General features: G+C 64.5%; 26 protein-coding genes. 13 read left to right on the plus strand and 13 right to left on the minus strand.

Going from position 1 to position 21,911, the window contains the following annotated elements; genetic code table 11:
• The first annotated feature begins 156 nt into the window (after positions 1–156).
• The gene (locus O3297_RS01320; protein WP_034786275.1) at positions 157–516 is read left to right on the plus strand and encodes a hypothetical protein; all 360 of its coding nucleotides are present in this window, start codon (positions 157–159) and stop codon (positions 514–516) included.
• A gap of 20 nt (positions 517–536) precedes the next feature.
• Here the strand turns inward: O3297_RS01320 and O3297_RS01325 are convergent, their stop codons facing one another.
• From O3297_RS01325 to O3297_RS01335, 3 genes are all read right to left on the minus strand, one after another.
• Positions 537–1,403: a universal stress protein gene (locus O3297_RS01325; RefSeq protein ID WP_034786273.1), complete on the minus strand. Its 867-nt coding sequence runs from the start codon at positions 1,401–1,403 to the stop codon at positions 537–539.
• Positions 1,404–1,489: 86 nt separating this feature from the next.
• Complete coding sequence (locus O3297_RS01330) at positions 1,490–1,690, minus strand: hypothetical protein (RefSeq protein ID WP_305047538.1); 201 nt, start codon at positions 1,688–1,690, stop codon at positions 1,490–1,492.
• Positions 1,690–1,821 carry a hypothetical protein gene (locus O3297_RS01335; RefSeq protein ID WP_305047539.1) on the minus strand — a complete coding sequence of 44 codons (132 nt, stop codon included), beginning with the start codon at positions 1,819–1,821 and terminating at the stop codon, positions 1,690–1,692. Before O3297_RS01335 ends, O3297_RS01330 begins: the two co-directional genes overlap by 1 nt.
• 219 nt (positions 1,822–2,040) lie before the next feature.
• Here O3297_RS01335 and phbB point away from each other — a divergent pair, with 219 nt between their 5' ends.
• Positions 2,041–2,787, plus strand: a complete 747-nt coding sequence (gene phbB, locus O3297_RS01340; protein WP_305047540.1) for an acetoacetyl-CoA reductase — start codon at positions 2,041–2,043, stop codon at positions 2,785–2,787.
• A gap of 183 nt (positions 2,788–2,970) precedes the next feature.
• On the opposite strand, the gene O3297_RS01345 is transcribed toward phbB, so the two are convergent.
• The 7 genes from O3297_RS01345 to O3297_RS01375 form a co-directional block, all read right to left on the minus strand.
• Complete coding sequence (locus O3297_RS01345; protein ID WP_070278630.1) at positions 2,971–3,342, minus strand: TraR/DksA family transcriptional regulator; 372 nt, start codon at positions 3,340–3,342, stop codon at positions 2,971–2,973.
• Positions 3,343–3,452: 110 nt separating this feature from the next.
• The gene (locus tag O3297_RS01350; protein ID WP_034786265.1) at positions 3,453–3,872 is read right to left on the minus strand and encodes a VOC family protein; all 420 of its coding nucleotides are present in this window, start codon (positions 3,870–3,872) and stop codon (positions 3,453–3,455) included.
• A gap of 83 nt (positions 3,873–3,955) precedes the next feature.
• A complete protein-coding gene (locus O3297_RS01355) occupies positions 3,956–4,423 on the minus strand; it encodes a hypothetical protein (protein WP_052140479.1) in 468 nt (155 codons plus the stop codon).
• The gene (locus O3297_RS01360; protein ID WP_305047541.1) at positions 4,408–5,226 is read right to left on the minus strand and encodes a hypothetical protein; all 819 of its coding nucleotides are present in this window, start codon (positions 5,224–5,226) and stop codon (positions 4,408–4,410) included. Before O3297_RS01360 ends, O3297_RS01355 begins: the two co-directional genes overlap by 16 nt.
• Before the next feature lie 88 nt (positions 5,227–5,314).
• Positions 5,315–6,115, minus strand: coding sequence for a 2-oxo-tetronate isomerase (otnI, locus tag O3297_RS01365; RefSeq protein WP_305047542.1), 801 nt, complete (start codon positions 6,113–6,115; stop codon positions 5,315–5,317).
• A 133-nt stretch (positions 6,116–6,248) separates the two neighbouring features.
• Positions 6,249–7,619 (minus strand): DEAD/DEAH box helicase, encoded by a 1,371-nt coding sequence (locus O3297_RS01370; RefSeq protein ID WP_034786262.1) that lies wholly within the window; start codon positions 7,617–7,619, stop codon positions 6,249–6,251.
• Between the two features lie 187 nt (positions 7,620–7,806).
• Entirely contained in the window at positions 7,807–8,049 is a 243-nt protein-coding gene (locus O3297_RS01375; protein WP_305047543.1) for a hypothetical protein, read from the minus strand.
• A 217-nt stretch (positions 8,050–8,266) separates the two neighbouring features.
• On the opposite strand from O3297_RS01375, the gene O3297_RS01380 reads away from it, so the two are divergent.
• Both O3297_RS01380 and O3297_RS01385 read left to right on the plus strand, forming a co-directional pair.
• Positions 8,267–8,920 carry a hydrolase gene (locus tag O3297_RS01380; RefSeq protein ID WP_092718713.1) on the plus strand — a complete coding sequence of 218 codons (654 nt, stop codon included), beginning with the start codon at positions 8,267–8,269 and terminating at the stop codon, positions 8,918–8,920.
• Between the two features lie 67 nt (positions 8,921–8,987).
• The gene (locus O3297_RS01385) at positions 8,988–10,844 is read left to right on the plus strand and encodes an amidohydrolase (RefSeq protein WP_305047544.1); all 1,857 of its coding nucleotides are present in this window, start codon (positions 8,988–8,990) and stop codon (positions 10,842–10,844) included.
• A 14-nt stretch (positions 10,845–10,858) separates the two neighbouring features.
• Here O3297_RS01385 and O3297_RS01390 read toward each other — a convergent pair whose 3' ends face one another.
• From O3297_RS01390 to O3297_RS01400, 3 genes are read right to left on the minus strand one after another with little or no spacing between them, the layout of a single operon-like run.
• Positions 10,859–12,217: a vWA domain-containing protein gene (locus O3297_RS01390; RefSeq protein ID WP_305047545.1), complete on the minus strand. Its 1,359-nt coding sequence runs from the start codon at positions 12,215–12,217 to the stop codon at positions 10,859–10,861.
• Complete coding sequence (locus tag O3297_RS01395; protein WP_305047546.1) at positions 12,217–12,828, minus strand: TadE/TadG family type IV pilus assembly protein; 612 nt, start codon at positions 12,826–12,828, stop codon at positions 12,217–12,219. The genes O3297_RS01390 and O3297_RS01395 overlap by 1 nt, the downstream gene beginning before the upstream one ends.
• The gene (locus tag O3297_RS01400) at positions 12,828–13,316 is read right to left on the minus strand and encodes a TadE/TadG family type IV pilus assembly protein (protein ID WP_099394541.1); all 489 of its coding nucleotides are present in this window, start codon (positions 13,314–13,316) and stop codon (positions 12,828–12,830) included. Before O3297_RS01400 ends, O3297_RS01395 begins: the two co-directional genes overlap by 1 nt.
• A 561-nt stretch (positions 13,317–13,877) precedes the next feature.
• On the opposite strand from O3297_RS01400, the gene O3297_RS01405 reads away from it, so the two are divergent.
• From O3297_RS01405 to O3297_RS01445, 9 genes are all read left to right on the plus strand, one after another.
• Positions 13,878–14,567 carry a response regulator transcription factor gene (locus O3297_RS01405; protein ID WP_305047547.1) on the plus strand — a complete coding sequence of 230 codons (690 nt, stop codon included), beginning with the start codon at positions 13,878–13,880 and terminating at the stop codon, positions 14,565–14,567.
• 204 nt (positions 14,568–14,771) lie between these two features.
• Positions 14,772–14,945 carry a Flp family type IVb pilin gene (locus O3297_RS01410; RefSeq protein WP_071650303.1) on the plus strand — a complete coding sequence of 58 codons (174 nt, stop codon included), beginning with the start codon at positions 14,772–14,774 and terminating at the stop codon, positions 14,943–14,945.
• 116 nt (positions 14,946–15,061) lie between these two features.
• The gene (locus O3297_RS01415) at positions 15,062–15,622 is read left to right on the plus strand and encodes a prepilin peptidase (protein WP_305047548.1); all 561 of its coding nucleotides are present in this window, start codon (positions 15,062–15,064) and stop codon (positions 15,620–15,622) included.
• Positions 15,623–15,664: 42 nt separating this feature from the next.
• On the plus strand, positions 15,665–16,492 hold the full coding sequence (gene cpaB, locus O3297_RS01420; RefSeq protein ID WP_211547013.1) for a Flp pilus assembly protein CpaB: 828 nt from the start codon (positions 15,665–15,667) through the stop codon (positions 16,490–16,492).
• Positions 16,493–16,519: 27 nt separating this feature from the next.
• Complete coding sequence (locus tag O3297_RS01425) at positions 16,520–18,031, plus strand: type II and III secretion system protein family protein (protein WP_305047549.1); 1,512 nt, start codon at positions 16,520–16,522, stop codon at positions 18,029–18,031.
• A 9-nt stretch (positions 18,032–18,040) separates the two neighbouring features.
• Entirely contained in the window at positions 18,041–18,313 is a 273-nt protein-coding gene (locus O3297_RS01430) for a pilus assembly protein (RefSeq protein WP_305047550.1), read from the plus strand.
• Between the two features lie 37 nt (positions 18,314–18,350).
• Complete coding sequence (locus tag O3297_RS01435; protein WP_092612555.1) at positions 18,351–19,511, plus strand: AAA family ATPase; 1,161 nt, start codon at positions 18,351–18,353, stop codon at positions 19,509–19,511.
• A 62-nt stretch (positions 19,512–19,573) separates the two neighbouring features.
• Positions 19,574–20,920, plus strand: coding sequence for a CpaF family protein (locus O3297_RS01440; protein WP_370385420.1), 1,347 nt, complete (start codon positions 19,574–19,576; stop codon positions 20,918–20,920).
• 6 nt (positions 20,921–20,926) lie between these two features.
• Positions 20,927–21,895: a type II secretion system F family protein gene (locus tag O3297_RS01445; RefSeq protein ID WP_305047551.1), complete on the plus strand. Its 969-nt coding sequence runs from the start codon at positions 20,927–20,929 to the stop codon at positions 21,893–21,895.
• Positions 21,896–21,911: the final 16 nt, after the last annotated feature.

Below are 21,911 nucleotides of genomic sequence, written 5' to 3' on the forward strand. Positions count from 1 at the left end.
GCATGAAATTTAGGTATGATCCTTGTTAGTATTCGTAATTATTGGTAAACAATGCCGACAGGGATAGTTTCCGCGCGCCCGAAGTGACACTGGACCAAGGTGACTGCCTGTAGTACTTGCCTCGCATGCTAACGAGTATGGATAGGAGGTCGCGTCATGACACAGGCATGGTTCATTCTGACACGGGCCGATGGGCGCGACATCTGTGCTCCCTCGCCGGCACAGTTGGCCGATGCGCTGGCCGAGGTCTACCGCGGTGGCGGCGTCGCGCCGGACGGCAGCCCGGCCGCCGTCCTGTTGCGCTTTGGCTACGACGATGGCTTGATGTATCAGGTCGAAGTCGCTAGCGGAGGCGAAGTCACTTTCGAGGAATGGTCGGACCGCGATTGCGAGATCGCCCTCGCCAGTCCGCGCCACATGTCGGCCCTGCCGCAGGGCGACGCCCTGCAGCTGTGGCAGTGGCTGGCGCAGCGCCAGGTGGCGAAGATCCGCAGCCTGCCATGGCAGGGCGGCTAGCCCGCCGTTTTCACTCGTCCCTAGTGCGCCATCAGCACGGGGATGGTCATGCTTTGCAGGATCGTGCGCGTGACGCCACCGAGAATCGTTTCGCGCAGGCGCGAATGGCCATACGCTCCCATCACCAGCAAGTCGGCCGACAGGTCGGCTGCCTGCGACAGCAGCGCTTCGCCGATATCGCCGCGCCGCACGCCCCCGCCATCGAGCAAATGCAGCCGCGCTTCCACGCCGTGTCGCGCCAGGTAGTGCGTCAGTTCCGCGCCCGGCTGTTCGCCATGTTCGGCCGCGTGCACCTGGGCATCGAAGATGGCCACGTGGACTTGTCCGGCGCGTTGCAGCAGGGGCAGGGCGGCGCTCACGGCGCGGCTCGCTTCCTTGCTGGCGTTCCAGGAAATGAGCACATTGCGCGCCGCTGCCGGCGGCGCCAGCAGGGGCAGCGGCGGCGCATACGGCACGATCAGCACGGGACGGCCCGAATGCAGCAGCACATAGGCGGGAAAGTCGCGCATCACGGACGGCGATTTATCCTTGGCATTGTATTGGCTGATGACGACCAGGTCCGCATAGCGGGCCAGCAGGCTGATGCCGCCCGCCGCCTCGTCGTCGAGCACGCGCTGTTCGAACGAGGCGACGCCGGCCGCGCGCACCTGCGCCTCGAAACCGTCGAGGGCGCGCGTCGCCCGTTCCCGCAGGAAATTGAGGTGCAGACTCAGGTTCGGGTCCGCATCGAGGTCGGGCTGGTTCTGGTACAGCAGGCGCGACACGCCCGTCAGCGCCACGCCCGTCAGGTGGCCGCCGCACGCCTGGGCGATGCTGGCGGCCGCCTCGATGCGGGCGGCGCGCCCGGCGCTGTCGTCGATGTGGAGCAATACGGTCTTGTACGTCATGGCCTGTCCTCTCGCTGTGCAGTAGGGATCATTCTGGCACAGTCCGGGGTGCCGGCCGCGCACGACTGCGGCCGGTGCTTGCCGCCTCAGCTCATGGCGATGATGATGATGTCGGCGTCGCAGTTACGGTAGTGAATCACGATGACGATGATGCGCCGCAATTGCGCCGCCTTTTGCGCCACCTCCGGCATGGCGCGGCTGGCGCGGTTCTTCATCGTCACCTGCACTTGCGAGGCATCGCTGACGGGGATGCCCATGGCTTTCAGCGCCGCTTTCGGATTGGCCATCAGGGCAGCGCATGCTGTGGATCGAGCTCCGCCTGATGCACCGATTCCACGTCGCTCATGCCGGGATTGATGTCGTTGAACAAGTCCCTCAATGCTTCTGTGTCGTCCTGGATTTCCATCGCGTTCTCCATGTGAGTCTTACCTTCAAGCAAAGTCTGCACGGCTTGCCTGTCGAGGTGCCATCACCTCACGGATGAGTATAATTTTGACAATTTTTCATGCATGGATGCAGCGCAGGCAGACGCTGCTATATGCGGGCTCAGCCTTTGATATGGCGCAATGCCGCTTTCAAAAGTGCCACTTACACTTGATCCCACGCAGAACAACCATAACAAGCGGGAGATACAGCAATGAATGAGCAAAAAGTAGCGCTGGTCACGGGTGGCATGGGCGGCCTGGGCACGGCCTTGTGCCGCCGCCTGCATGCGGCGGGCTTTGCCGTCGTGGCGGCGCATACGCCGGGCAATGCCCGCGTGGAAAGCTGGCTCGACAAGCAGCAGTCACAGCAGTATTATTTTCATCCGCTGGCCATCGACGTGGGCGATTTCGATGCCTGCAGCGACGCTGTGGCAAGCGTGCTGGCGCAGTTCGGCCGCATTGACGTGCTGGTCAATAACGCCGGCATCACGCGCGACCAGAGCATGCGCAAGATGGAATTGCCGCACTGGGCCGAGGTCATGCGCACCAATCTCGACAGCCTGTTCAACATGAGCAAGCAGGTGCTCGAGCCGATGCTGGCTAACCGCTGGGGCCGCATCATCAATATCTCGTCCGTCAATGGCCAGAAGGGCGCGTTTGGCCAGTGCAACTACGCGGCGGCCAAGGCGGGCGTGCATGGCTTCAGCAAGGCGCTGGCGCTGGAAGTGGCGCGCCACGGCATCACCGTCAACACGGTGTCGCCCGGCTATCTGCGCACGCAGATGGTGACGGCCGTGCCGGCCGAGATCCTGGAAACGAAGATATTGCCGCAGATTCCCCTGGGCCGATTGGGCGAACCGGGCGAGGTGGCGGCCCTGGTCGCTTATCTGGCGTCCGACGAGGCGGCCTTCGTCACGGGCGCGAATATCGCCATCAATGGCGGACAGCACATGAGTTGATCCCGCGTGCAGCTGGATACGTGAAGCAGGGCAATGGCAGTAGAGGAGACCCGTCCATCCAGCCGGCGCACAGACGCTGGCGGGGGCGGCTGGCAGCATGGTCGTCACGCTGGAAAACAGGGGGCAGGGCAGCGATGCCTTGCCCTTTGTCGTGGCGCAGCCGTCATGGCACTGCCACGCTACTCAGCGCTGGGTTTTTTCCAGCCGCGTCTGGCAATCGATGCACAGGCGCGCTTCGGGGCGCGCGTTCAGGCGCGACAGGCCGATGGCTTCGCCGCAGTTGTCGCACAGGCCGTAGCTGCCATCGGCAAACTTGGCCAGCGCGTGCTTGATGATGGCCAGCTGCGCCAGGTTGTGTTCGGCCGCTTCGCTGACGAGGGCGTTCAAGGTGCGCACGCTGGCGTTGTCGGCCGGCGAGGCTTCGATTTCATTGAGCAGCGAGGCGCGCGCATCCGCTTCCGCCGTTTCATTCTCGATCTGTTCCAGCAACGCCAGCTTGCGTTGCTCCAGCACGCCCTGCAGACGCTGCAGCTGGTCTTGCGGCAATCCATTCATGGTTGTCACCCGGTAGAGGTTACTTCCATCATGGTAGTCCAAGATTGGCGACTCTGCTTGCGCTACCACCCGCGCCGCGTTTGACGCGGCGCAGGCTGGCAGCGGCCGTTCTATGCTGGTTCCTTGAGGCAGTTGACCATCCAGGCCACGCCGAACTGGTCTTTCAGCATGCCGAAGCGTTTGGCCCAGAACGTTACTTCCAGGGGCATCTGGATGTTGCCGTCACGCGCCAGCGCGTCGAAGACCCGTTCCGCCTCTTCCGGCGTATCGACGGTCAGGCAGATCGCGCTGCCGCTCATGCCCTTGGCGCCATCTTCGCTGCAGCCGCCGTCCGAGCCCATCAGCATGGTGGGTCCCAGCTGCACGGAGCCGTGCATGATCTTGTCATACCAGTCTTCCTTGACCTGGTCCTGGCCCGGGCTGCCCCGATACGGCATCAGGCACAGGTCCGTGCCATGCAGGTGCTGGCGGTAGTATTCCAGCGCTTGCGCGCAGTTTCCATCGAATTGCAAATACGGTTCGATACGCATGTTGGTCTCCTCTGGTCATCGCCCCGCAGGCACGATTGCCAGGCGGGGCCGTCCCAGTATAGGCGCTTGCCGGCCGATTTCAATCAGTCCGGCGCCATCTCTTGCAGCCGCTCACGCACCCTGCCCAGAGTGGCGAGGATGCGCTCGGGATTGCCGGCGAGGACGGCGCTGCCCAGGTGCAACAAGCTCGTCGCCAGGCTGATCCAGTGCCGCACGTCGTCGTTGCGGGCGATGCGCAGGCGTACCGTGTCGAGCAGGCCGCTGAGCTGGCGCTGCGCCGTTTCCAGGCCCGCCACGGTGTGTCCTGCGGCATCGGCATACAGCTGGTTGGCTTGCTGGCGCAAGGCCACTTCCAGGGCGAAGACGGCTTGCGCCTGGCTGTGGCTGATGCCATTGGCGCCCTGGCTGGCGCGCTTGCGGATGGCGCGCATGACGGCGCCGTGCAAGGTGACGGCCGCCTGCGACAGGCTGTCGGCCAGTTGTTCGACGCGCATGGCACTGCTGAGAGCCGCTTCGCGGCGTTCGCTGCTGCTGCCTACCGATCCGTCCATCTTGCCTCCGTGGTGGTGAGGGTGGCAGCGAGCTGCGCGTGTTCGCGACCCAGTGCCGCCAGTTGCCGGCGCGCCAGGGTATGGCGCAGGCCAACCAGGCGATATTCCTCGGTTTTGCTTTGCTGCATGTTTTTCGCCAGCACGGCCAGCAGGCGCTGCTGCGGCGTGTCCGCATAGGCGATTTCCACGTCGAGCAAGCCGAGCACCATGTCGCGCTCGTTATCGCCGCTTTTGTCGTACAGCGCCAGCAAGCTGTCGAGCGCGGCCAGCAGGGCTTGCAGCGGCGCGTCGCCCTCGTGCAGCACTTGCGCCAGGTGCGCTTGCTGGCTGGCCGCGCCGCCCAGGCGCGGCAGTTGCTGCAGCAGCAAGGTATAGGCGCTGACATGGCGGTCGTCGATGCCGCTGCCTGGCCAGGCGCGGATGGCGGCGCCGGCGCCAGCCAGTTCGGACTGCACGTCATACGCATCGGCATTGGCCAGCCGGCCCAGCGCCTGCAGGTACAGGCGCACGGCCTGCGCCAGGCGCGCCACGTCCGCCTGCGCGGCGCGGCGCTGTACGTCGAGCAGACGCTCGCGCGCGTCTTCGGCCGGCGACAGATAGGGGCGGGCGCGCTGGTAAGTGTCCACGTGGCGCTGCGACAGTTCGTTGAAGGCTGTCAGGGCATTGGTGCCGGCGGCCAGGGCGCGCACTTGCGCCAGCTCGGGGCGCGAAGTGGTACAGCCGCACAGCACGGCAGCCAGGAAGAGGCTCAGGTACAGCTTCAGGCAAAGGGCGCGGCGATGGCGGGCGGGCAGGGTGGACACGGCACCTCTCGACAGGAAATACTGTATGGAAAGGTATTGTCGTGCCGGCTTGCGCCGCCCGCCTTGTGCGGGCGCAAGCGCGCTGCGATCAGGCGCCCAGCGTGCCCGCTGTGCCCGTCAATTGCTCACGCCAGCCCAGTCCCGTGACGGTATCGCTGGCGGGGCGGTATTCGCAGCCGACCCAGCCCGCGTAGCCGATCTGGTCGAGCAGCTTGAACACATGGCGGTAGTTGATCTCGCCCGTGCCCGGTTCGTGGCGGCCCGGCGTATCGGCGATCTGGATATGGCGGATCAGGGGCAGCATGGCGCGGATGGTGTTGCTCAGCTCGCCCTCCATGCGCTGCATGTGATAAACGTCGTATTGCAGGAAGATATTGCTGCGCTGGCAGTCGGCGATGATGTCGGCCGCCTGCTGGCTATGGTTCAGAAAGTAACCGGGCATGTCGTAACGGTTGATGGGCTCGATCAACACGTTGATGCCATGCGGACGGCAGGCGTCGGCCGCAAATTGCAGGTTGCCGATCAGGCTTTGCCGCGCCCGCTCCAGGCTCATGCCGGGCGGCACGATGCCGGCCATGCAGTGCAACTGCTTCGCCCCCAGCGCCAGCGCATAGTTGAGCGCCAGTTGCACGTTGCCGCGAAATTCCTCGCCCCGGCGCGGATCGCAGGCAATGCCCCGCTCGCCGTGCTCCCAGTCGCCTGGCGGGAAGTTGAAGACGGCCAGCTGCAGCTGGTGGCGTTCCAGCCGCATGGCGATCTGCCGCGTCTCGACGGCATAGGGGAACAGGAATTCGACGGCATCGAAGCCCGCTTCCCTGGCGGCGGCAAAGCGGTCGAGGAAGGGCAGTTCGGTAAACATCATGCTGAGGTTGGCAGCGAAGTTCGGCATGGCAGCACGCAGGTGAGGACGATGGATACTATCCTAGCCCAAATCGGCAAATGGTGGCGTGCATAAAAAAACCGTTCCAGAAGCAAGTCCTGGAACGGTTTTTATTCCTGCGATACGCGCTTACCAGCGTGTATTAACGGCCTCGGCCACCAGATCTGTGGTTCGCCGCCGAACGTGGCGCATTGCCCGAACGGTTGCCACCGCCACCGCCGCCCGATGGGCCGGCGCTGCGTGGCTTGGCGCCGCTGCCGCCCGTTTTCACGCGCACCACGGCGCCGGCTGGCGCGCGGCTGTTGTTGCGGTGACCGCCGGTGCCGCTGCGCAATTGCACAGGCTGGGCGCGGGCGTTCAGGTCGGGCTCGAAGCCCGGGATGACTTCGCGCGGCAGGGTTTGCTTGATCAGCTTTTCGATGTCTTTCAACATTTCGTGCTCATCCACGCAGACCAGCGACACGGCTTCGCCCTTGGCGCCGGCACGGCCCGTGCGGCCGATACGGTGCACATAGTCTTCCGGAATGTTCGGCAAGTCGTAGTTGACGACGTGCGGCAACTGGTCGATATCGATGCCGCGTGCGGCGATGTCGGTGGCGACCAGCACTTGCAAGGTGCCATCCTTGAACTCGGACAGCGCGCGCGTGCGTGCCGACTGGCTCTTGTTGCCGTGGATGGCCAGGGCGCCGATGCCGTCCGCGCCCAGTTGCTCGACCAGTTTATTGGCGCCATGCTTGGTGCGCGTAAATACCAGCACTTGCGTCCAGTTGTTCGACTTGATCAGGTAGGACAGCATCGGGTGCTTCTTGTCGCGGTCGACCGGATGGATCTTTTGCTTGATCACTTCGACGGTCGAATTGCGGCGCGCCACTTCGATCATGGCTGGCTTGTTCAGCAAGCCGTCGGCCAGGGCCTTGATCTCTTCCGAGAACGTGGCCGAGAACAGCAGGTTCTGGCGTTTTGGCGGCAGTACTGCCAGCACTTTCTTGATGTCGCGGATGAAGCCCATGTCCAGCATGCGGTCGGCTTCGTCCAGGATCAGGATTTCCACTTTCGACAGGTCGACGGTGCCCTGGCCCATATGGTCCAGCAAACGGCCCGGCGTGGCGACGAGGATGTCGACGCCATGCTTGAGCTGCTTGATTTGCGGGTTGATGCCGACGCCGCCGAAGATCACGGTCGAGTTCAATTTGGTGTACTTGCTGTAGGCGCGCACGCTTTCCTCGACCTGCGCGGCGAGTTCGCGCGTCGGGGCCAGGATCAGGGCGCGGATCGGGCGCGTCGAGGTGTTGCTGGTGATGGACGCGCCATTGGCGTCCGTCGACAGGCGGTGCAGCACGGGCAGGGTAAAGCCGGCCGTCTTGCCGGTGCCGGTTTGTGCACCGGCCAGCAAGTCGCCGCCAGCCAGCACGGCGGGAATCGCCTGCGACTGGATCGGGGTCGGCACGGTGTAGCCGTGTTCGGTAACGGCACGTACGATAGCGTCGGACAATCCGAGGGAGGAAAAGGACATGGTAACTTTATTGTGAGATCGGCCTGTCGCCATCGTGGGGCGCCAGTCGCAGGCAATCAGATTAGGGGTCGAAAGACAGCGGCAAGGGGACTGGTCATATGTGCCGCACACGCGAAGTATAACAGCCTGGAAAAAACGCGCCTGTTTTGTTTCAGCTTTGCAATGCCGCAAGTAAAGAAAAGGGTGTCTAGTCGTCGATCTCGTCGACGGTGTAGCGCACGCCCTGCGCATCGAGCCAGGCGCGCAGGGCTTCAAGGCCGTGCCACGGGTCCGGTCGCAGGTGCTGGCATATATACAGGCCGGCGTCCGTCAGCCTGGCGTCCGTGTCCGGCATGGCGCCTGACGCCTGCGGCAGCGCCGCCAGCAGCGGTGCGATGTGCTGGCGCTGTTCCTGCGTCAGGCTGGCCGTGACCCTGAATTCAAATCCCATGTTTTCTCCTGGATGCGCGGGCTGCCGCCGCGATTATTTTTCATCATCGAAAAAATCGAATATAACTTCGCATTCTTTCCGTTTTTGTTTTCAAAGTATCTCGTCCATACTGCATAGCACTGGCCCGGCACACACAGTGTGACGCAAGGGCAGGAGCAGAAACACCATGCAACGACATCTTTTTTCATATTCAATTATTTTCACTAAGGAAAACATCATGCCTATCGCCACCGCCCAAGCCGCACAAAAACTGCTGACCCCTAACGATCATACCCTGATCATGATCGACCACCAGTCACAGATGGCGTTCGCCACCCGTTCCATCGACCTGGCCCTGCTGCGCAACAATGCGGCCCTGGTGGCCAAGGCGGCGGCGGAATTCAAGGTGCCGACGATCCTCACGACGGTGGCAGCCAAATCGTTCTCCGGCCCGATCTTCGATGAAATCCAGTCCGTCTTCCCCGAACAGGCGCCGATCGACCGCACCAGCATGAATACCTGGGAAGATGCGCGCATCGCCGACAAGGTGAATGGCTACGGCAAGGGCAAGATCGTGCTGGCCGGCCTGTGGACCTCCGTCTGCATCGTCGGCCCCGCGCTGTCGGCGCTGGAGCAGGGCTTCGAGGTCTACGTGATCGCCGACGCCAGCGGCGACGTCTCCGACGAAGCGCATGCGATGGCCATGCAGCGCATGATACAGGCGGGTGCGCAGCCGATGACGTCCGTGCAATACTTGCTGGAACTGCAGCGCGACTGGGCCCGTGGCGAGACCTACAACGAGACGGTGGCGACGGCCGTGGCGCACGGCGGCGGCTATGGCCTGGGCCTGATCTACGCCAAATCCATGTTCAACGCCAGCGAAGGCCATTGATTGTTCACTGAGCCCGGTTCCGCCGCCTGCCGGCGGGACCGTGTTTTCACCTGATTCGGGAGTTCCCATGCACGCAAACACGATCTTGCTCAATGGCCGTTTCCATACGGTCGACAGGACACAGCCGCTGGCGTCCGCCGTCGCCATCGCCGATGGCAAATTTCTCGCCGTGGGCGACGTTGAAGACGTGATGCGCCATCGCGGCCCCGCCACGCAGGTGATCGACCTGGCTGGCCGCACGGTGATTCCCGGCCTGAACGACTCGCATTTGCACCTGATCCGCGGCGGCCTGAACTACAACCTGGAGTTGCGCTGGGAAGGCGTGCCTTCGCTGGCAGACGCCTTGCGCATGCTGAAAGAGCAGGCGCTGCGCACGCCGAACCCGCAATGGGTGCGCGTGGTGGGCGGCTGGACGGAATTCCAGTTCGCGGAAAAGCGCATGCCCACGCTTGATGAAATCAACGCGGCCGCGCCGGACACGCCCGTCTTCATCCTGCACCTGTACGACCGCGCCCTGCTGAACCGCGCCGCCCTGCGCGCCGTCGGCTACGACAGGAACACGCCGAACCCGCCCGGCGGCGAAATCGTGCGCGACGGGGCCGGCAACCCCACCGGCTTGCTGATCGCCCGCCCGAACGCCATGATCCTGTATGCGACCCTGGCGCAAGGCCCCAAGCTGCCGCTGGAATTGCAGGTGAACTCCACGCGCCAGTTCATGCGCGAATTGAACCGGCTCGGCATCACCAGCGCCATCGACGCGGGCGGCGGCTTCCAGAATTATCCCGAGGATTACGCCGTCGTCGACGAACTGGCGCAAAAAGAGCAACTGACCATCCGCATCGCCTACAACCTGTTTACGCAAAACAAGGGCGCGGAATTGCAGGACTTCCAGAAGTGGACGGGCATGATCAAGCCGGGCGACGGCACGGACTTTTACCGGCATAACGGCGCCGGCGAAATGCTGGTGTTTTCCGCGGCCGACTTCGAGGATTTCCTCGAACCGCGTCCCGAGCTGGCGGCCGGCATGGAAGACGAGCTGGAAAAGGTCGTGCGCCACCTGGTCGAGCAGCGCTGGCCGTTCCGCCTGCACGCCACCTATGACGAATCGATCAGCCGCATGCTCGACGTGTTTGAAAAGGTCAACCGCGACACGCCGTTCGGCGGCCTGCACTGGCTGTTCGACCACGCGGAAACCATCAGCCCCCGTAATATCGACCGGGTCAGGGCGCTGGGCGGCGGCCTGGCCATCCAGCACCGCATGGCGTTCCAGGGCGAGTACTTCGTCGAACGCTATGGCGCGGACGCGGCGAAAGCCACGCCGCCCGTACAGCGCATGCTGGACGCGGGCGTGCCCGTGGGCGGTGGCACGGATGCCACGCGGGTGGCCAGCTACAACCCATGGACGGCGCTGTACTGGCTGGTATCGGGGCGCACCGTGGGCGGCCTGGCCCTGACGGATGCGGCGGGCAGATTGTCGCGCGATACGGCGCTGGAACTGTGGACGGCGGGCAGCGCCTGGTTCTCGAGCGAGCAAGGCAAGAAGGGGCGCATCCGCGAGGGCATGCTGGCCGATTTGAGCGTGCTGTCGGCCGATTACTTCGCCGTGCCGGAAGAAGCGATCAAGTCCATCGAATCCGTGCTGACCATGGTGGGCGGCAAGATCGTCTACGGCCAGGCGGAATTTACCCATCTTGCGCCGCCCTTGATTCCCGTGCTGCCCGAATGGTCGCCCGTGCGCACGGTGCCGGGACACTACCGTCCCGCAGCCAGGCCAGCGCAAGCGCAAGCCATGCTGCCGCACCAGTGCGCGGGCGCCTGCGGCGTGCATGCGCATGCCCACGACCGGGCGCGCGCCTCGGCCGTGCCGGTCAGCGATTTTTCCGGTTTCTGGGGCACCTTGGGCTGTAGCTGTTTCGCCTTTTAGCGGCTGGCCAGGCGTTATTTGGAAATGCGCAGGATGGCCGAGGCGAGCCGGGTGAAGCAGGGACTCAGGTCGCTGTCGCTGGCCGCATAGCAGTACAGGCCCACGGGTTCGGCCGGCTTGCGGCAAGTCGCTTTCGCATCGGTGGTATTGGCCAGGCAGCGCAGCAAGTCTTCGCCCAGCTCGTTGTCCGGCCCTTCCTTGGTTTTCAGCGAGGCGCCCATGCCCAGGGTAAAGACGAAAATGCCTTCCTGGCGCGCTTTTGCCGCCATCGCTTCGACCAGGTTGCGCGAGGCGCGGTGCACATTCGTCCATTGTGCCTGCGCCGTCGCGGTGGAAGCGGTAACGACGCGTGGCGAGTTGGTGACGATGGGAAACTCGCGCAGTGCCGCGTCGTTGGCGTGGGCGGCGTCATTCGTCGCGTTATACCATGCGGGAAGCGCGGTGATCTGGCTGGCGGCGCAATCGCCGTATTGGAGCGAGTCGCTCACTTTCATCCGGTACAGGCCCGCCAATGCCGGGTTTTGCAGTTTCGGAAAGGTGGCGAGGCCGCCTGCGTCCTTGCATTTGTTGTCCTTGTTGGGGAAGTACGAGGAAAATGCCGCCGGCGAGCCATCGGAGAAAAACACGATGACGCGCAGGCTGGAGCGGTTGACCTGCTCGATGTCGTTCAGCTGTTTGCGCGCCTGGAACATGCCGGCGGAGGAGTTGGTGCCGCCGACAAAGGCGAATTGATCGATCTTTCCACCTTTCATGGTCATGCCGCCGCGGTCGAAGCCGCGCTCGATCTGCCTGATCGGGACGTCGATTTGCGCTTCCGAGGCGAAGTGCAGCAAGCCGACCCGGTCGACCGTGGCGTTGAACTTGTTCAGGAAGGACTTGCCCGCCGCCCGCACGGCGTCCGCATTGTTTTTCAGCGACCCCGACGTATCCATCACCAGCACCATGTCCAGGTCCTTGCGGATGGTTTGCGCGCTGGCGGCCACCTCCAGGGTCTTGAAGCCGAGTACGCCCATCAGCGAGACGGGCAGCGAGGCGCTGGCGGAGACGTCGATGGTGACGGTGCCCTTGTCGAACGTGACATCGACGGGATGGAGGGTCGGCGTCGACAGCAGGAAGTGGTCCGGATAATTGACGTCAAAAAAATCCCTTGCCGACTGGCGCGCCCTGGTCCGCTGTTCTTCTTCCGAGTTGCCCGCAGTGACGCCGCGCGCCGCCGCCAGGCTGGCCGCGTCGACGGCCGCGTTGAGCTTGGCCTTGACGAAGTAGCCAAGGGCCGAATCGATGGCCAGGCCCACGGAGGCGATCAGGACGACGGCCGACAGCGCCACCATGACCAGTACTTGCCCGCCTTGCCGCTGGTGTGGAATGCGCATCAGAATACCGTCATCGAAGTCAGGTTGGGCGCCAGCACGGGCGTCGTGCTGTTGCCAAATTTCAATGTGCCGAACAGCATGTCGAAATTGTAGAAAGTTTCCACGGCGTAGATCAGTTCGCCATCGGCCAGCTGGCTCTGCATCAATGACACCCCGGGGGCGTATTCATCCTTGGCGATACCGGTGCACGTGCCATCGCGCCAGCTGCCGCATTGCCACACCTGGCTGGCGGGCAGGTAGCCGCTGGCCTTTGCGCCGGCGTCCCAGCGGTACTGTTCCAGCACGATATTGCGCAAGCCGCTCTGCGCCGTGTAGCCCATGATCTTGGTGATGTAGATCATGCCGCGCCCGTGCATGTCCAGCGGCGGTGTGCTGGCGGCCAGCGCGTTCATGATGCCCTGGCTGGAGCCGCTCAGGTCGGACGTGGCGCGCGCGGACAGGTTGGCGCCTTCGCGGCTGATATTGAGCAGGATGGTCTTGGCCTGGATGGCGCGCGACAGGTCAACCAGCATGAATAGCAGCAGCGCCAGCAGCGGCAGCACGATGGCAAATTCGATGGCGGCGATGCCACGCGCGGCGCGGCGCGGAAAACGGGGAGTGGGCGCGCGCATCACAGGCCGCCAAAGCTTTCATTGCGCATGGTGGCCGCCACCACGAAATGCGCCTGGCCGTCGCGGAACAGGGCACGGATCAAAGGCGTGGCAAACGCCCAGCGGCAATCGACGGAAATGACGACGATATCGCCGGCCTGGCCGAACATGGCGGCGCCCACCGCATCGCTGCCGTTGACGGAGATCACGGGGCTGACCTTGTCATACATGCCCATGGAGCTGTCGCGTATCTTTTGCATGACGGCGTGGTAGCGCTGCTGGTTGGCGCTGTCGGGGTCGAGATCCCTGGCCCCCGTGACGGCATAGCGCGCCCCTTCGCGCACCGCGTGCTGCATGGTCATATTGGCAAAATAAGCCATGCTCAATTCAATGATGCCGATTATCAGCATGAGAAAGACCGGTGTTATCAGGGCCAATTCGACCAGGGTGGCGCCAGCCTGTCCGCTGTGCTTGCGGAATATGCGGGAATCGGCCTGTTTTAAGCGCATGGGAATAATCCGGTTAAGTTCCGCGATGACGAATGTCGGGCGGATGGCATTGCGCCATTTGACTGGCAATTATTCTATATCGATTTTCAAGGGTGTGTCCGCCATTTAAATTATTACAGGTCAAGATAATCGCAATTAACTGCGTTATTTCAAACGTGCCGGCCCCGTCGCTACAGGGCCGGGAGTAATATGCGCGGGTATGAAAACAGGCCTGGTGTCAGGATTGTCCTGCGTGCAGGCAAGGACTTGTTTTGCAAGGTGATGCAACAAAAATGCTGCAATGTAAGCAACAGCAGCGGTGGCAGCAGCGATGGCGCGCCAGCGGCGCGTCCGCCCTGGCCACGCTGCCCATCCATCGGCTCACGCCCGGCATGCGGCGACCGCTGCCTTGGGGCACGCACCGCGTTGGCGCGTGCCGGCCCAACGCCTCTTCCTTCGTGCCCCCATGACTTCTTTCCCCCGTGCGCGGCAGCAGAAGGCGCGCGCGGACGAGGCAGGCAACCCGATTCGGATCAACCACCTTCCCGCGAAGGGAGTGGGCTACAAGTAAAGAGGTAAAGCATGTCAACAAACAATGTCATACGCGTCGTGCTGGTGTCGGACCACAAGACCTGGCTGTGGGGCCTGGAGCAGCTGCTCGCCGGCGCCCAGCCCGCGATGCAGGTGGTGGCCAGCTCCACCGAGATCGACAGCGCGCTGCTGCTGGCGCGCACCCTGTGTCCCGACGTCATCGTGCTCGACGCCGATCTTGGCTGTGGCGGCACCTGCGCCATCGATTATCTGCCGCAGCTGCTGGGCAATGGCGTCTCGCGGGTGCTGCTGTTCAGCGGCACGCAGGACCAGGCAGAGTGCGGGCGGGCCGTGCGCAGCGGCGCGCGCGCGGTGCTGGGCAAGGAAACGTCCGTCAAGCAACTGATCGACGCCATCGCCCGCCTGCATCGAGGCGAATTGTGCCTGGACCCGGCGCTGCTCGACAGCATGCTGGGCGTGCTGAACAAGCCGGAAGCTGCGCCCGACCCGGAAGAGCAGCGGATCGCCAGGCTGACGCTGAAGGAGCGCAAGATCGTGGCCATGATGGTGGAAGGAAATGGCGCGCTGAACCGTGCGATCGCCCAGCGCGCTTTTATCTCGGAGCAAACCTTGCGTAATCATTTGACATCGATCTACAGCAAGCTCGATGTCACCAACCGCCTGGAATTATATGTGTACGCCACCCGCAACCGCCTGGCCGAACCCGTCCATGCGGAATGACAGTACATATGTCCTGATTATAGACAAAAAATTAAGATGGTTTGTACTGGGCATAAAATGACTTTTCTCTGATTCTATTTAATGTTTGTTTATATAAAATACACGCATCAGAAAATGGCAAATAAAAACAAGGATAATGTTTTTATTTTCAGACTGTATTTTCAGTTTTTATCATGTTTAAAACTTGACCTGAAAGGGAATAATATGAATTTCATTAAAAACTTTATCGCCGAAGAAGATGGCGTGACTGCCATCGAATATGCGCTGATCGCTGCGCTGGTGGCTGCGGCGCTGGTCACGGCCGTCGGCTATTTCACCACCGGCCTCGATGGCGCCTTCAAGGCGATCGGCACCAAGCTGACGGGCGCGGCGATCTAAGGCGCCTGCCCACCGCGCTGCACCCCGGCAGGCCGGCTGCCCTTGCGCACCGGCCTGTCGACTTCCCGCCCAACGATGTGCATGCCGTCATGCCATCGGCTTGCATCAGGTACACGATGGACCCTCATTCTTTCTGGACGTTCAGCCCCGCCATGGTCTTGTGGGGGCTGCTTGCCGCGGCTGTCTGGCATGACGTGCGCCGCCGGCGCATTCCCAACCGGCTGGTGTTTTCCGGCGCCTTGCTTGGCGTGCTGCTCAACAGCCTGGCCTTGCCCGGGGTGACGCCGGCCGGGCCGTGGCTGGCGCTGGGCGGCATGGCCGTCGGCCTGGGCTTGCTGCTGCCCATGTATGCGATGAAGGCGCTGGGCGCGGGCGACGTCAAGCTGATGGCGATGGTGGGGGCTTTTCTTGGCCCCGGTCCCGCCGTGTTTGCCGTGCTGTGCAGCCTGCTCGCTGGCGGCGTGCTGGCGCTGGCCGTCGCCCTGAGCCAGGGCACGCTGCGCCAGGCGATGAGCAATGCCCGGCAATTGCTGCTGCAAGGCTGGCTGCGCGCCGCGGCAGGGGAAGTGCCGCGGGTCGATGCGCCCGCCGTGCCGGGCGGCAAACTGCCGTACGCGATCGCCATTGCCGCCGGCACCGCCATCTGGCTGGCCCTGGCGGCGGGCGGCCATGCATGACATGCCCGTCCGGAAACCCAAGTTTTACCAAGAGGAAAAATCATGAGAAATAGCCGCGTTGCGATCGTGCTGCTGCTGGCGCTGCTGATGGCGGGGGGCGCCGTGCTGGCGGCGGCGCGCTGGATGTCGGGACAAGGCGCGCCGGCCAGCCAGACGGTGATGGTTGCGCTGGTCGATATCGGCGTGGGCGCGAAGGTGACGCCAGCCATGCTGCGCGGCATGGACTGGCCGGCGGGCGCCATGCCGCCGGGGGCGTTTGGCGAGGCCGGTGCGCTGGACGGGCGCATCACGCGCACGGCCGTCAGCAGGGGCGAGCCTGTGCTGGAAAGCAAGCTTGCGCCGCCCGGCGCCACCGGCGGCCTGTCGGCCATCGTGGCTGCCGGCAAGCGCGCCATGACCGTGCGCGTCAATGACGTGGTGGGCGTGGCCGGCTTCGCCCTGCCGGGCAATTTCGTCGACATTCTCGTGCATACGCAGGATGACCGGGCCAGGCCGGCGGGCGGCGGGCCGCTGGCCATTTCCAAGATCGTGCTGGAACGCATCCTGGTGCTGGCCGTGGCGCAAGAGTCCGGCCGCGACGACAACAAGCCCAAGGTGGTCAATGCCGTGACCCTGGAGCTGACGCCGGAGCAGGTGGAAAAGCTGGACCTGGCGCGCAGCGTGGGCAGCTTGTCGCTGGTGTTGCGCAACCAGGTCGATCCGGCGCCCGTCACCACGGGCGGCGCCACCAAGGAGTCGCTGCTGGAACTGAAGGCGCCGGCGGCCGCGCCGGTGCGCGCGGCGCGGCGCCAGGCGGCCCCGGCACGCGCTCCCGCGCGCGACAGCATCACCGTCATCAAGGGCATGGATACGAGCGTCCAGCAATTTTAAAAATCAGCAGGCAAGCAAGGATGATCGATGAACAAATTTCGTAAGCACGCTGCGGGTGCGGGCATGCGCCTGGCCCTGATGCTGGGCGGCGCGGCGGCAGGCATGGCCTGGCCGGTCAGCGCCAGCGCGGCGGCGCCGGCCAGGCAGGCCGTCATGTCGCCCGTCGCGGCGCCAGCCATGTCGCTGGGCGCCGATATCGCCCGCCTGGGCGCGCCCGTGCGCATCGCCGTGGGCAAGTCTACCTTGCGCAACCTGAGCCTGCCTGTGTCGCAGATCGCCGTCAACGATCCCCGGGTGGCCGGCGCCAGGATGCTGGGCACGTCCAGCCAGCTGTTCGTCTGGGGCCTGGCCCCGGGTAGCACCAACCTGATCCTGTGGGACCGGCAGCAGCGTCCCGTGATCGTCGATATTGAAGTCGAGGTCGATGTCGAAGGCTTGCAGGCGCAGCTGGCCTATGTCTTCCCCGGCGAGAGCGCCGTCAAGGCCGGTGCGGCCGGCGGCAGCATCGTGCTGTCGGGGCAGGTGAGCGACAGCGTCAAGGCCAGCCAGATCCTGGAGATGGCGCAGGCCTATGCGCAGCGCGGCGCCGCCGAAGCGGCTGCGCCGGCCGAAGGCGCGGCCAGCGCGGCCGGCGGCGTCAAGGTCATCAATATGCTGTCGATCGCGGCGCCGCAACAGGTCATGCTGGAAGTGAAAATCGCCGAAGTATCGAAGACCCTGGTCGACCAGCTGGGCGCCAGCGTGGGCATCAGCGGCACGCGCGGCAACTGGACGTATGGCCTGCTGTCGAACCTGCTCAGCGGCAACCCCAGCCAGCTGGGCGCCGTGCACGGCAAGAATGGCAACGGGCTGACGCTCGATGCGCAAAAGCGCGACGGCCTGGTGAAGGTGCTGGCCGAACCGAATATCATGGCCATCAGTGGCCAGGAAGCCAGTTTCCTGGCGGGCGGCAAGATTTTCATTCCGGTCGCGCAAGACAGCACTACCAACAAGATCACGCTGGAAGAAAAGGAATTCGGCATCGCCGTCAAGTTCACGCCCACCGTGCTGGAGGGCGGACGCATCAACCTGAAGGTGGCGCCGGAAGTATCGGAGCTGAACCGCGAAGGCATCGGCATCACCACCGGCGGTGGCGCCACCGCCAATGCCGTGTTGCCGGCCTTTACCACGCGGCGCACCACCACCACGGTGCAGCTGTTTGACGGCCAGAGCTTTGCCGTTGGCGGCTTGATCAAGAACAATGTGACGACCAATATCAAGGCCTTGCCCTTCCTGGGCGAGATTCCCGTGCTGGGCGCGCTGTTCCGCAGCAGCGATTTCCAGACCGACCGCACGGAACTGGTGTTCATCATCACGCCGCACCTGGTCAAGCCGCTCGACGGCACGCTTGACGGCGATATCGTCTTGCCGACCGACGCCTATGTGGCGCCCAGCCGCGGCGAGTTCTTCTTGCAAGGAAAAATGGAAGGCGCTAGCGCGCCACGGCCACGGCAGGAAGCGGCCACGCAGACGGCGCCCGCCGGCCCTGACACTCACTAGGAGCACAGCATGCAGCATTCCCTTTCCCTCTCTGTGCTGCTGGCCGCCCTGGCCGCCAGCGGCTGCGCCGCCACGCCGAACCTGGACCGCCAGTTCGGCCACAGCGTCGCGCAACTGCGCCTGCGGCAAGTGCTGTCGCCGCAGGCGGGCGCGAACCGCGATCCCGTGGCCGGCATGGACGGCAAGGCCGCCCAGGCCGCCTACACGGCGTACCAGAAAAGCTTTGCCGCGCCCGCACCGCAAGGGGCAGCCTTGACCATCGGCGTCGGGGCGCGCCAGTGAGCCTGGCATCGTCACCACAGAACCAGCAAGGCATATCGTGAAAATCGCCATCCATTCCACTGATCAAAAAACGCTGTCCGAACTGGGCCTGCTGCTGCGCAGCCGCAACCGGCTCGACGAGATCAACGCAGGCGGCGAAACGCTGGAACCGCTGCAGGCGGCGCAATCGCTGCCCGACGTGCTGATCTTCGACCGCCCGTCGAACGACGGCGCCGACCTGGCCGCCATCGAGCGCCTCAGCAACCAGCATCCGCGCATGGCCTTCATCGTGCTGTGCCACCAGCAGGCGCCTGAGTTCCTGCTGCAGGCCATGCGTGCAGGCGTGCGCGACGTGCTGCCGTTTCCCGCCGCGCCGGCCAGCCTGTATGCGGCGCTCGAACGCATCGAGGAAAAGCTGGAGCGGCGCGAACATGGCAACGGCAAGGTGCTGGCCTTCATCTCCTGCAAGGGGGGCAGCGGCGCCACCTTCATCGCCAGCAACCTCGGTTATGCGCTGGCCGCCGGCGGCCAGCAGCGCGTTGCCCTGATCGACATGAACCTGCATTTTGGCGACGCCTCGCTCTTCGTGTCCGAGAACAAGCCGCTGGCCACGCTGTCCGACGTCACGCGCGACATCCACCGGCTCGACGCCTCGTTCCTGGCATCGAGCATGCTGCACATCACGCCCAACTACAGCGTGCTGGCCGCGCCCGAGGATCCGGCCCACGCCAGCGAAGTGGCGCCCGAACACATCGACGCCATCATCCGGCAAGCCAGGCGCCAGTACGATTTCATCGTGCTCGACGTGGGCCGCAACCTCGACGCCGTCAGCGTGCGCGCGCTGGACCACGCCGACATGATCTTTCCCGTCCTGCAGGCAACCTTGCCGTATATCCGCGATGGCAAGCGCCTGCTGGGCATGTTCCGCTCGCTCGAATACGCGAAGGAGAAGGTGCACATCATCGTCAACCGCCACGACAAGGGCGGTGAAATCCGCCTGCGCGACCTGGAAGCGGCGTACGGCACGGCGGTCTACCGCACGGTGCCGAATCACTACGCCTCGGCGGCCGCCTCGGTCAACCAGGGCGTGCCTATCCTGCAGCTCGACAAAGCCAGCCCCATCACCCGCTCGCTGCAGGAGTTCGCCGCCAGCCTGGCCGGCGGCGCGGCCAGCACGGCGCGCCAGGGCTGGTTCGGCCGCGTCCTGCGGCGCGCTTGATCCACGCGCTGATCCCCATCCCAGAACAGGAGCATTTCATGGCTAGTTCCCCCATCGCCGCCTTGTCCATCCGCGAACGGCTCGGCAGCGCCAAGATCGCCGCGCTCGCGCCGCTACGCATGGCCACCATCGACAACCACGGCTACCGCGACCTCAAGCTGCGCATCCATGGGCTGCTGCTCGAACGGGTCGACCTGGAAAGCATGCAGCGCCTGTCGCAGGAGCGCATCCGCGAAGAGTTGCGCGGCCTGGTCGAGCGCCTGCTGGACGAAGAGGCGGTGGTCATCAACGACGCCGAGCGCAAGAGCCTGACGCGCGACATCCAGCACGAGATGCTGGGCTTCGGGCCGCTCGAAACGCTGCTCGCGGATGCCAGCGTGTCGGACATCCTGGTCAACGGCCACAAGCAGGTGTATGTGGAGCGCGGCGGCCGCCTGGAGCTGACCGACGTCAGCTTCGACGATGACGCCCACCTGATGAAGATCATCGACAAGATCGTCTCGCGCGTGGGCCGGCGCATCGACGAATCGAGCCCCATGGTCGATGCGCGCCTGCCCGACGGTTCGCGCGTCAACGCCATCATTCCGCCGCTGGCCATCGACGGCCCCGTGATGTCGATCCGGCGCTTCTCCGTCGATCCGCTGCGCCTGGCCGACCTGGTCGCCTACCACAGCATGACGGCCGAGATGGCCGAAGTGCTGCAGGGCCTGGGCAAGGCAAAGATGAATATCCTCATTTCCGGCGGCACGGGCAGCGGCAAGACCACCATGCTCAACGTGATTTCCGGCTTTATCGGCCAGACGGAACGCATCGTCACGGTGGAAGACGCGGCCGAGCTGCAATTGCAGCAGCCGCACGTGGTACGGCTGGAAACGCGGCCCGCGAATATCGAAGGCAAGGGCGAAGTGACGCAGCGGGCGCTGGTGCGCAATGCGCTGCGCATGCGCCCGGACCGCATCATCCTGGGCGAGGTGCGCGGCGCCGAGGCGCTCGACATGCTGGGCGCGATGAACACGGGCCATGAAGGCTCGATGGCCACCATCCACGCCAATACGCCGCGCGACGCCATCACGCGGCTGGAAAACATGATCAGCATGGCGGCCGCCAACCTGCCCAGCAAGGCCATCCGGCAGCAGATCAGCTCGGCCGTGTCGGTGGTGGTGCAAGTGTCGCGCCTGATCGACGGCAAGCGCAAGGTCACGTCGATCCAGGAAATCACGGGCATGGAAGGGGAGGTCATCACGATGCAGGAAATCTTCAGTTTCCGGCAGACGGGCGTGGCCGAGGGCGGCGCGGTGGTCGGGCATTTCTCGGCCAGCGGCATCCGCCCGCGCTTCCTCGAGCGCCTGAACAGCTTTGGCATCGGCGTGTCGGCCGCCCTGTTCGAACCCACTGCGGCGGGGCGCTGATCCATCATGCTTTCCTATCTGGTCTATCTGTTCCTCTTCCTGGCCGTGCTGCTGCTGGTGGCTGGCGCCTGGCTGGCGTGGCAAGCGGCGCGGGGGGCGGGCGCGGCGCGGGTGGCGCGGCGCCTGCAGGGCATGTACACGGCCAGCGATGGCGAACAGGCGCTGTCGATCACCAAGCAGCGGCCGCTGAGCGCCCATGCCTTGCTGCACGGCGTGCTGGAAGGCTTGCCCGGCGCGCGGCGCCTCGATCAGCTGCTGCTGCAGGCGGGTATGCGCTGGTTCGTGGCCGGCTTCCTCGGCTATTGCGCACTTGGCGGGATGGCCGGCCTGCTGCTGGCCGGCGCGCTGCCGCTGCCATGGTATGTGCGCCTGGGGCTGGGCGTGGGCGGCGCCGCGCTGCCGTATCTGCTGGTGCGCCGCGCCAGGAGCAAGCGGCTGGTGCGCATCGAGCAGCAACTGCCGGACGCGCTCGACCTGATGAGCCGCGCCATGCGCGCCGGCCACGCCTTTCCCACCGCGCTGAAAATGGTGGGCGAGGAAATGACGGGACCGCTGGCCGACGAGTTCCGCGCCGTGTTCGACGAAGTCAGTTTCGGCGTCGCCATGGCCGATGCGCTGGGCAACCTGGCCGCGCGCGTGCCCAGCACGGACTTGCGCTATTTCGTCATCGCCGTGCTGATCCAGCGCGAAACGGGCGGCAACCTGACTGAATTGCTGAGCAGCATCAGCGCCATCATCCGCGACCGCCTGAAATTGCTGGGCCAGGTGCGCGTGCTGTCGGCCGAAGGGCGCATGTCGGCCTGGGTCCTGGGCTTGCTGCCGTTCGGCGCGGCGCTGATGATGCATTTGATGAATCCGCAGTTTATTGCCGTGCTGTACACGGATGGGGGCGGGCGCAAGATGGTCGGCGTATCGCTGGGCTTGCTGATGCTGGGCGTGATCTGCATCAGAAAAATTATCAATATCCGGGTATAAGATGAAAGAAAAGACA

Source organism: Janthinobacterium sp. SUN128, assembly GCF_030587275.1.
In the GTDB taxonomy this organism is placed as follows: domain Bacteria; phylum Pseudomonadota; class Gammaproteobacteria; order Burkholderiales; family Burkholderiaceae_D; genus Janthinobacterium; species Janthinobacterium lividum.

Bases quoted from the DNA above. Each gene is read 5' to 3' on its own strand.
- O3297_RS01320 (WP_034786275.1), top strand. From the start codon at position 157: ATGACACAGGCATGGTTCATTCTGACACGGGCCGATGGGCGCGACATC.
- O3297_RS01325 (WP_034786273.1), bottom strand. From the start codon at position 1,403: ATGACGTACAAGACCGTATTGCTCCACATCGACGACAGCGCCGGGCGC.
- O3297_RS01330 (WP_305047538.1), bottom strand. From the start codon at position 1,690: ATGGCCAATCCGAAAGCGGCGCTGAAAGCCATGGGCATCCCCGTCAGC.
- O3297_RS01335 (WP_305047539.1), bottom strand. From the start codon at position 1,821: ATGGAGAACGCGATGGAAATCCAGGACGACACAGAAGCATTGAGGGAC.
- phbB (WP_305047540.1), top strand. From the start codon at position 2,041: ATGAATGAGCAAAAAGTAGCGCTGGTCACGGGTGGCATGGGCGGCCTG.
- O3297_RS01345 (WP_070278630.1), bottom strand. From the start codon at position 3,342: ATGAATGGATTGCCGCAAGACCAGCTGCAGCGTCTGCAGGGCGTGCTG.
- O3297_RS01350 (WP_034786265.1), bottom strand. From the start codon at position 3,872: ATGCGTATCGAACCGTATTTGCAATTCGATGGAAACTGCGCGCAAGCG.
- O3297_RS01355 (WP_052140479.1), bottom strand. From the start codon at position 4,423: ATGGACGGATCGGTAGGCAGCAGCAGCGAACGCCGCGAAGCGGCTCTC.
- otnI (WP_305047542.1), bottom strand. From the start codon at position 6,115: ATGCCGAACTTCGCTGCCAACCTCAGCATGATGTTTACCGAACTGCCC.
- O3297_RS01370 (WP_034786262.1), bottom strand. From the start codon at position 7,619: ATGTCCTTTTCCTCCCTCGGATTGTCCGACGCTATCGTACGTGCCGTT.
- O3297_RS01375 (WP_305047543.1), bottom strand. From the start codon at position 8,049: ATGGGATTTGAATTCAGGGTCACGGCCAGCCTGACGCAGGAACAGCGC.
- O3297_RS01380 (WP_092718713.1), top strand. From the start codon at position 8,267: ATGCCTATCGCCACCGCCCAAGCCGCACAAAAACTGCTGACCCCTAAC.
- O3297_RS01385 (WP_305047544.1), top strand. From the start codon at position 8,988: ATGCACGCAAACACGATCTTGCTCAATGGCCGTTTCCATACGGTCGAC.
- O3297_RS01390 (WP_305047545.1), bottom strand. From the start codon at position 12,217: ATGCGCATTCCACACCAGCGGCAAGGCGGGCAAGTACTGGTCATGGTG.
- O3297_RS01395 (WP_305047546.1), bottom strand. From the start codon at position 12,828: ATGCGCGCGCCCACTCCCCGTTTTCCGCGCCGCGCCGCGCGTGGCATC.
- O3297_RS01400 (WP_099394541.1), bottom strand. From the start codon at position 13,316: ATGCGCTTAAAACAGGCCGATTCCCGCATATTCCGCAAGCACAGCGGA.
- O3297_RS01405 (WP_305047547.1), top strand. From the start codon at position 13,878: ATGTCAACAAACAATGTCATACGCGTCGTGCTGGTGTCGGACCACAAG.
- O3297_RS01410 (WP_071650303.1), top strand. From the start codon at position 14,772: ATGAATTTCATTAAAAACTTTATCGCCGAAGAAGATGGCGTGACTGCC.
- O3297_RS01415 (WP_305047548.1), top strand. From the start codon at position 15,062: ATGGACCCTCATTCTTTCTGGACGTTCAGCCCCGCCATGGTCTTGTGG.
- cpaB (WP_211547013.1), top strand. From the start codon at position 15,665: ATGAGAAATAGCCGCGTTGCGATCGTGCTGCTGCTGGCGCTGCTGATG.
- O3297_RS01425 (WP_305047549.1), top strand. From the start codon at position 16,520: ATGAACAAATTTCGTAAGCACGCTGCGGGTGCGGGCATGCGCCTGGCC.
- O3297_RS01430 (WP_305047550.1), top strand. From the start codon at position 18,041: ATGCAGCATTCCCTTTCCCTCTCTGTGCTGCTGGCCGCCCTGGCCGCC.
- O3297_RS01445 (WP_305047551.1), top strand. From the start codon at position 20,927: ATGCTTTCCTATCTGGTCTATCTGTTCCTCTTCCTGGCCGTGCTGCTG.